Source organism: Streptococcus sp. Marseille-P7376, assembly GCF_902460385.1.
In the GTDB taxonomy this organism is placed as follows: Bacteria; Bacillota; Bacilli; order Lactobacillales; family Streptococcaceae; genus Streptococcus; species Streptococcus sinensis.
Genome location: NZ_CABPTS010000050.1, coordinates 1 through 1415, shown reverse-complemented (window position 1 = coordinate 1415; position 1415 = coordinate 1). Strand labels below are relative to the sequence as shown.

The following is a 1415-nucleotide window of genomic DNA, read 5'->3' as shown; positions in this document are numbered from 1 at the left end:
TGGCTCTTTGTCAACTGTAGTGGGTTGATGTCAGCTAACATCTGGAGAGGACCGAATTGGTTCTCTCCTTTTTGATATTCAAAGTGATGAGAATTCTAGTTCTAAAGTTGTCAAAGTTCCGAAATCCAAAAGCGTTGCGCTTGATAACCTTGATGAGGTTGTTAGTAGCCTCCAGTTTTGCATTTGAGTAAGGGAGTTCAAGAGCGTTGATAATTTTATCTTTGTCCTTGAGAAAGGTTTTAAAAACAGTCTGAAAGATAGGATTTATACAAGAAATTGTTTCTTCAATGAGTCCAAAGAAATGCTCAGCCTGTTTCTCTTGAAAATGAAAAAGCAAGAGTTGGTAGATTTCATAGTGTTCTCTGAGTTCTTGAGAGTAAGAGAGTAGCTTTTCAAGAATCTCTTGATTTGTCAAGTGCATGCGAAAAGTCGGACGATAAAAGCGTTTATGACTTAGTTTTCGACTATCTTGTTGGAGCAGTTTCCAGTAGCGTTTCAGTGCCTTATATTCGTGTGATTTTCGATCAAATTGATTCATGATTTGAACACGAACACGCCTCATAGCACGGCTCAGGTGTTGGACAATGTGAAAACGATCCAGAACGATTTTAGCGTTTGGAAATAGTTTTCTGGCAATATCGTAATAGGGACTGAACATGTCCATGGTAATGGCTTTAACGCCGTTTCGGACCTGTCTGGAATAGCGCAGAAAGTGATTGCGAATCGTTGCTTGAGTCCGTCCGTCTAGGATAGCTAGGATCTTTCTGGAATCGAAATCCTGTGCAATGAAGCTCATCTTTCCTTTCTTGAAGCTGTATTCATCCCAGCTCATGTGTTCTGGAAGGTAGTTAAGGTCAGTCTTGAACTTGAATTCTTTCAGTTTGCGAATGACGGTGGAAGTGGAAACAGCCAAGTTTTCAGCGATGGCCGTCATAGGGACTTTCTCGATTAATTTTTGAGCGATTTTCTGGTTGACAATGGTTGCGACTTGGTGATTCTTCTTGACTAAGGAAGTCTCTGCGACAGCCATTTTTCCACAGTCTTTACAGCGGAAGCGCCGTTTCCTTAGACGAATCAATGTCTTGTATCCAGCACACTCTAAATAGGGGATTTTAGATTCTTTTTGGAAGTCATATTTAGCCATTTGTCCTTGACAGTGAGGGCATTTAGGTGCTGGATAATCTAGCTTGGCGAAGATTTCTTTATGCGTTCCAGCATTTAGAACATTCAAGATAGTGATGTTAGGGTCTTTGATTTCCAGTAAGTTTGTGATAAAATTTAATTGTTCCATAAGATTCTTTCTAATGATGGTTTCGTTGCTTTTCATTATAGGTCTTATGGGACTTTTTTTCTACAACAAAATAGGCTCCATAATCCCTGCGGTGGATTTACCCACTACAGAAATTATAGAGCCT

General features: G+C 39.9%; 1 protein-coding gene. It reads right to left on the bottom strand.

Annotated features, from left to right (window positions below; translation table 11 throughout):
- Positions 1–34: 34 nt before the first annotated feature.
- Positions 35–1291, bottom strand: a complete 1257-nt coding sequence (locus FZ952_RS11480) for an ISL3 family transposase (RefSeq protein WP_148881748.1) — start codon at positions 1289–1291, stop codon at positions 35–37.
- Between the last annotated feature and the right edge of the window lie 124 nt (positions 1292–1415).

Coding starts and splice junctions, on each gene's coding strand:
- FZ952_RS11480 (WP_148881748.1), bottom strand. CDS start 1,291: ATGGAACAATTAAATTTTATCACAAACTTACTGGAAATCAAAGACCCT.